At 68.7% G+C, this 6000-nt stretch carries 8 protein-coding genes; 5 read left to right on the forward strand and 3 right to left on the reverse strand.

Translation table 11 applies throughout. The features are described from left to right. Positions 1-277 precede the first annotated feature (277 nt). Genes ACWGKU_RS29435 through ACWGKU_RS29445 form a run of 3 tightly spaced genes read right to left on the reverse strand, consistent with a single transcriptional unit; the run spans position 278 to position 1025 of the window. Complete coding sequence (locus tag ACWGKU_RS29435; RefSeq protein ID WP_452178720.1) at positions 278-535, reverse strand: hypothetical protein; 258 nt, start codon at positions 533-535, stop codon at positions 278-280. Continuing rightward, positions 535-717, reverse strand: a complete 183-nt coding sequence (locus tag ACWGKU_RS29440) for a hypothetical protein (RefSeq protein ID WP_452178719.1) — start codon at positions 715-717, stop codon at positions 535-537. Before ACWGKU_RS29440 ends, ACWGKU_RS29435 begins: the two co-directional genes overlap by 1 nt. A 2-nt stretch (positions 718-719) precedes the next feature. Beyond that, complete coding sequence (locus ACWGKU_RS29445) at positions 720-1025, reverse strand: hypothetical protein (RefSeq protein ID WP_452191635.1); 306 nt, start codon at positions 1023-1025, stop codon at positions 720-722. Positions 1026-1216: 191 nt separating this feature from the next. On the opposite strand from ACWGKU_RS29445, the gene ACWGKU_RS29450 reads away from it, so the two are divergent. From ACWGKU_RS29450 to ACWGKU_RS29470, 5 genes are all read left to right on the forward strand, one after another. Beyond that, positions 1217-1549, forward strand: a complete 333-nt coding sequence (locus tag ACWGKU_RS29450) for a GntR family transcriptional regulator (protein ID WP_452178717.1) — start codon at positions 1217-1219, stop codon at positions 1547-1549. A 190-nt stretch (positions 1550-1739) separates the two neighbouring features. Continuing rightward, positions 1740-2777 (forward strand): AAA family ATPase, encoded by a 1038-nt coding sequence (locus tag ACWGKU_RS29455; protein ID WP_452178716.1) that lies wholly within the window; start codon positions 1740-1742, stop codon positions 2775-2777. Then, positions 2774-3973, forward strand: coding sequence for an HAD hydrolase-like protein (locus ACWGKU_RS29460; protein WP_452178715.1), 1200 nt, complete (start codon positions 2774-2776; stop codon positions 3971-3973). Before ACWGKU_RS29455 ends, ACWGKU_RS29460 begins: the two co-directional genes overlap by 4 nt. Beyond that, entirely contained in the window at positions 3970-4881 is a 912-nt protein-coding gene (locus ACWGKU_RS29465; RefSeq protein WP_452178714.1) for a DUF1932 domain-containing protein, read from the forward strand. Before ACWGKU_RS29460 ends, ACWGKU_RS29465 begins: the two co-directional genes overlap by 4 nt. A gap of 416 nt (positions 4882-5297) precedes the next feature. Next, positions 5298-6000, forward strand: a 703-nt coding sequence (locus ACWGKU_RS29470; protein WP_452191636.1) for a hypothetical protein, incomplete at its 3' end; no start/stop codon positions are given.

A 6000-nucleotide genomic window follows, 5' to 3' on the forward strand; every position in this document is an offset into this window, starting at 1 on the left:
CAGAACGGTTCCGAGGGCAGGCGGCGGGAAGCCGAACTGTGAAAAAGAGGGGAGGGAGGGGAGCTACTGGCCGGAGCCGGAGCCGCCGGCCTTCGCCGCGTCCCGGCGGGCCTGGTCCTCGCGCATCCGCCGGAGCTGCTCGTCCTGCTGCTGACGCTGGGCTTCCTCGGCGGTCACCGGCCACCCCCCGTCGGGCTGGGGGCCGGGCTCGGCGCCTTCTTGTCCTTGCCGTCGCCGTTGCTGAAGGCGCGGCAGAGGTGGCAGGGGTGGCTGGTCGTCACCGCACACCCCCGTCCTCGCGGCGGTACGGGCGGCCGAAGTTCCGGAGGGTGCCGGAAACCCGGCGCCCGTCCCGGTCCGTACCCGCCGGGCCGACCGGGGCCTGCGCCTCGCGGTGGTGACGCAGGGCGGTCTGCGCGTCGGTGCGGTGCCAGCCGGTGGTCGACATCCCGCTCGTGCGGGTCGACGTCCCGGAGCCGGACTCGCCGGAGGAACTGCTGCTGGAGCCGAGACCCAGGAGGGACTTGATACCCATTACCGGGACACCTCCTTCTCGGCCGGCTTGTTGCGGGCGTTGTAGTCCGCGGACGCGGTGACGCAGACCTCGCGAATCTGGTCCGGCGTGCGGGCCTGGTGGATCGCGGTGTGGAACGCCCCGGCGCGCTCCGCGACCGCCCGAGCCTGCTCCGCCGTCTGCGGCGACGTCTGCTGCGCCATGGTCAGCACCCCGCCATCTGCTCGGTGGTGCGGGTGGCGACGACGTGGTGGGCGAACCAGGAGAGGTGGGCCCAGGTGGTGCGCCCGGCGGTGGCCGCGTGGCGCTCGGCGAGCTCCCAAACCTTGGTGACGAGCTCCATCACGGTGCCCTCGCCAGCCTTCGGGTCGACGGGTGCGAGGTCGCGCACCACCAGGGCGAGCACCTTGCCGTCGTACTGGTCCTGCAGCCCGGCGATGCTCCTATCGGCCTGCTTCTTGGCGACGGGGACACTGGGTCCGGCCTCCACCGAATCGGTCATGATGTACATGCGGATCACTCCCACGAGAGTCGATTCGAAGCGGTCCCAGGACGGTGTTGCGAGCACCGACCTGGGGCCCTTTTGCGTTCTCGGCCCCTTCGGACCTTGTCGGCTTAGCCAACTTAGCTGGTACAGTTTTGCTGTGTCAACTAGGTCAATGAAGCTATTCATGCAAGGAAGGCGGGCCTACGATGTGGCTCATGACAGATCAGTTCGCCCAGCCCTACCAGCGGATCGTCCAGGACGTGCTGGACCAGATCCGTCTAGGGCGGCTCAAGGCAGGAGACAAACTGCCCAGCACCCGAGAACTCGCTGCTCACTACGACGTAGCGCCCGGGACCGTGCAGCGCGCCCTCTCCGAGCTTCGGAGCAGCAAGGCGATCTACTCCCAGCAGGGGCTCGGGTCGTTCGTTCGTCAGCCGGAAGTCGGCACTGCTCCAGCTCCCGCGAGCATCGAGGCGCTGGTCCAGCAGCTCGCCGAGCTGACGAGCCGCGTCGAGACGCTTGAGCAGCAAAGGTCGCAGGAAGACTGACTCGGGTGCCGTCCGGTCCACCACTGCTCCCACCTCCTGTGTCGAGCCCGTCCCGACATGACTAATCACAGCTGGTGGAGCGTCAGACCAACATCGCATCCGCATCATGAGATCCGTGAACGTGCAGCTCAACGCGTTTTCAACATCTGCATCAACATGGAATTCGGCGCTCTGCTCATAGGCTCCGAGCATGGCGAATACACAGGCGGGGGATATGGCGAAGAACCGGCTCGGGTGGCGCCCCGAGATGCTGAGGGAGCAACGTGAGGCCCACGGCCTGACACTGGAGCAGGCTGGCGAGCGGCTGCGCGACGTCGCGGAGAAGGCCGGCCTGAAGGGGATCCCGGCTGCGTACCCGCAGACGCTCAGCCAGCACGAGCAGGGCGACGTGTACCCGGGCCCGCACTACCGACGGGCGTACTGCCTGCTGTACCGGGCCACCGAACCCCAGCTGGGTTTCCGCAGCGCCCTGCCAGGTGAGGACAGTCGGTTCGAGCTAACGCCATTGGACGACAAGCTCACCGGGAACCACGTCCTTGCCGTCGAACGGGCGCTGCTCCAGATCTCGGCGGGGTCCGCCGAAGCGGACAGCTACGGACTTCAGCGGCGGATCATGGACGCATGGAAGCGCCGGCACACGGGAGGAGACCCGCACCGCCCGGTCATCATCCTGGTCGGGGGGTTCGCTGGCAGCGGCAAGACGGAGTTCGCCCGCTTCCTGACCCAACTGACCGGCTGGCCGTTGCTGGACAAGGATCCGCTCACCCGACCGCTCGTCGAACAGCTCCTGGTCGCCCTCGGCGGAGATCGGAACGATCGCCACACCTCGCTGTACCGCGAGCAGGTGCGCGCCGTCGAGTACGACTGTCTGATGCAGGCGGCCTACGCCAACATCAACTGCGGAATCTCCACCGTGCTGTCCGCCCCGTTCATCACGGAGATGGCCTCCGAGGAGTGGATGACCCGGCTCAGCAACCGGTGCCGAGCCCAGGGGGTGGATGTCTTCCCGATCTGGGTCCGGTGCGATCCGGAGTCGATGCGCGAATACATCAGCTTCCGATCCGCGGCGCGCGACGCCTGGAAGCTCTCCCGGTGGGACGAGTACATGGCAACAGTCGACGTAGACCTGCGCCCGGTGGTGCCGCACCTGCTGGTCGACAACCGGATGGGCTCGGCAATTTCGCTGGCCGACCAGGCGCGGCACGCTCTCGCGGCGGTGCGCGCATGAACCGCCAGCGCGGAGTGCTCCTCTACGGGCCTCCAGCCTCCGGCAAGGACACCGTGACGCGAGCACTCTCCGCACTGGACCCCGCCTTCGGCCTGTTCTCCCGGGTGAAGGTCGGACCCGGCCGGGCGGCCGGTTACCGGATGGGGACGCCGGAGCTCCTCGCCGAGCTGCGTGCCACGGCGGGTGCCGTGGTCTACGAGAACAGCAGGTACGACAGCACCTACGTGACGGACCGGCCGGGGCTGGAAGCGGCGTTCGAGGCCGGGGTGCCGGTGATGCACCTGGGGCAGGTCGAAGGGGTGCGGGCGGTGCTGGACGGCTACCCTGCCGACTGGCTGACGGTGCTGCTCTGGTGCCCGAGGGAGTCGACGGCCGAGCGGTCCGCAGGACGGGGTGACACGGACACCGCTGCGCGTCTGGCCGCCTGGGATGCCACACAGGCCGATCTGGAGGCCAATGCCGGTTTCCGGTTCGATCTGGTTGTCCGCACGGACGCGGCATCACCCAAGCAGGCTTCTGAGCGGATCCGCCAGGCGCTCGCCAAGCGCGAGCAGCGGCTGCTGATGCTGGACTTCGACGACACGCTGATCGACCGCCTCGCCGCGGTGACGGCATGGATCTCCGGATACTGCGCCGCCCACGGGTTGGGTCCAGATGTCGAGCGCCGGATCCTGGGCGCCATGCGGATCCGCACGGATCTGCAGACGTTCGAGGGCCTGTGCGCCGAGCTGCCGTTGCCGGCGCCCGCCGATCAGCTGTGGGCCCGCTACAACGCGGAGTTCCCGGCAACGGTCCGCCCCTTCCCCGGCGTGCCGGACGCGCTGAAGGCGGTCAGGACCGGCGGGTGGAAGGTTGTCGTCGTCACCAACGGCGGCGGCGAGATCCAGCGCGCCAAGTTGAAGTCGAGCGGCATCGACGACCTGGTCGACGGGATGTGCATCTCCGAGGAGGCCGGCACCCGCAAGCCTGATTTGTCGATCTTCGAAACGGCTGCCGCAAGCGTGGGGCGCAGCCTCGCGGGGGGCGGTTGGATGGTGGGGGACAACGCCGCGCTGGACGTAGTCGGCGGCCGCGCGGCCGGACTGCGCACCGTCTGGGTCTCCCACGGCCGGCCGTGGCCCGGAGGCGCGGAGCCGGACTACATCGCGCTGGACATCCTGGACGCCTTGGACCACGTCCGTGGAGGTGCCCGATGACGGATCGACGGATCACGCTCGGTGTCCTGCATCCCGGGAGTATGGGCGCGGCTGTCGCGGGGTGCGCCCTCGCAAACTGCGGCCAGGTCCTGTGGTGCCCGCAGGAGCGCAGCGACGCGACTGTGGCCAGGGCGGATCGATTCGGGTTGACCGCGGCGCCCACGCTGGATGAGCTGGTGGCTCGGGCGGACGTGGTGCTCAGTCTGTGCCCGCCGGCTGTGGCGGAGGCCGTCGCGCGAGACGTGGCCGGGCTCGGGTTCACCGGCCTGTACGTGGAAGCGAACGCGATCAGTCCGCAGCGGGCGGCGCGGATCGCGCAGTTGCTCGGCGGGACGGCCCGCGCGGTGGTCGACGGCGCGGTGGTCGGCTCACCGCCGGTCGGTACGAAGCGGCCCCGGCTGTACCTCTCCGGGCCGGTGGACGAGGTCGGGGTGGTCGAGCGGCTCTTCTCCGGTACTGCGGTGTCGACCCACATGTTGGGCGAGGAGATCGGGCAGGCGAGCGCGCTGAAGGTGTCTTACACCGCGTTCCAGAAGGTCTCCAGGGTGCTGGCCGCGCTGTCCTACGGTCTCGCTCGGGAGCACGGTGTCAACCAGGCGCTGCTCGACGTCGCCGGCCAGCGGGCCGGCTCGTACCTGACGGAGACGGACTACATCGGCAAGACCGCTGCCCGGGGCTGGCGGTGGGGCCCCGAGCTGGAGGAAGCGGCGGACACGATGGCCGCCGCAGGTCTTCCGAACGGCCTGCTCCGCTCGGCAGCGTCCACGCTCAGCCGGTGGGACGACGCCAAGGACACCAAGCTGTCGGCCGACCAGGCACTGGACGAGCTGCTCCGCGCGGAGGCCGAGTTGTCCAGCCGACACGCGGAACCTGAACGGTCCGAGGAATCCGGGAGACGAATAAGCTGATCCGGTCGCCCGCACGGGCGTCACCAAGGTCCAGAAACAGCAAAAGCAGCCCAAGATTGGCGTCTGGGGGCTGCTCAGCTGTCTACTCAGTCGTCTCCGACGGTACCAAAGGTACCCCGGCTTCAGCGAGAGACACCCGTCTCTCGCTCGCTAGGGCTATCCCGAAGGTCCGGCCGGTGGCGACGCCTTTCGAGAGGTAGCGCCCCGTTGTTCCACCCCGCCCCCCGGCGTCGCCGTGTCGTCCCGGCCACGCCCTTCGGTGACGCACGTCACCCCTACTCAGGTCACACCGACCCCGGATTTCCGGCCTCTAGGGGCATGCAGAACCACATCCATGCCCAGATCCGCCCCTCCCACCACCCGGCCGTTCAGGCCGGGCTGCTCCTGGTGCTCGCCACCGGATCGGAGGCAGCGCGATGAGTTCCAGCTTCATCTCGGATCCGTCCGAGCTTGATGAGGACCTTGAAGTCGCTCTCGGCCGGCGTGCCCCGTTCAGCCAGGTCGGCGACTGGGTGCTCCTGTCCGGCGCCGACAACGACGCTCGCACGCTCTACTGGGGGATGGTCGCACACGTCAACGTCAGCAGGGACGACAACGAGGTGTGGCCCGGTCTGACCTCCCTAGCCCGCATCCTTCAGCTGAAGAAGCCGGAGGGTGTCAGCAAGTACATGCTGCAGCTGGAGGTTCTCGGCGCTGTCGAGGTGATCCGTTCCACGTCCGGCTTGGTCAGCCGCAACCGGTACATCGTCCACCAGACGCCGCCGCGCGGATACCGCGGCCCGCAGTCGATGGCGGCCTGGTACGGGATGAACCGTGCGCCGAAGGGCGAGACGAAGGAGCAGAAGGACCAGCGCGAAGCGGAGTTCGACGCCTGGCTCAATGCGGTGAGGACTGCCCTCAAGGTCCACTGCGACAAAGTCGCTGCTCAGAGGGCTGCCGCGAAGAAGGCGAAGCTGCCGGTGCCGCCTGTGGATAACTTCCGGATGCCCGAGCTCGCCAACTTCCGTACCCCCGCGCCGGGGGGTACGGCACAACCTGCAGGAATGCCGGAGAGCCCAGTAATTTCCGTACCCCCCGGCGCGGGGGTACGTACCCCCGCGCCGGGGGGTGTCGTACCCC

It is taken from the genome of Kitasatospora sp. NPDC054768, from assembly GCF_053612025.1.

Excerpts from the sequence above, each read along its gene's own strand:
- ACWGKU_RS29440 (WP_452178719.1), bottom strand. The coding sequence starts at position 717 with ATGGCGCAGCAGACGTCGCCGCAGACGGCGGAGCAGGCTCGGGCGGTC.
- ACWGKU_RS29455 (WP_452178716.1), top strand. The coding sequence starts at position 1,740 with ATGGCGAATACACAGGCGGGGGATATGGCGAAGAACCGGCTCGGGTGG.
- ACWGKU_RS29460 (WP_452178715.1), top strand. The coding sequence starts at position 2,774 with ATGAACCGCCAGCGCGGAGTGCTCCTCTACGGGCCTCCAGCCTCCGGC.
- ACWGKU_RS29450 (WP_452178717.1), top strand. The coding sequence starts at position 1,217 with ATGACAGATCAGTTCGCCCAGCCCTACCAGCGGATCGTCCAGGACGTG.
- ACWGKU_RS29435 (WP_452178720.1), bottom strand. The coding sequence starts at position 535 with ATGGGTATCAAGTCCCTCCTGGGTCTCGGCTCCAGCAGCAGTTCCTCC.
- ACWGKU_RS29465 (WP_452178714.1), top strand. The coding sequence starts at position 3,970 with ATGACGGATCGACGGATCACGCTCGGTGTCCTGCATCCCGGGAGTATG.
- ACWGKU_RS29445 (WP_452191635.1), bottom strand. The coding sequence starts at position 1,025 with ATGTACATCATGACCGATTCGGTGGAGGCCGGACCCAGTGTCCCCGTC.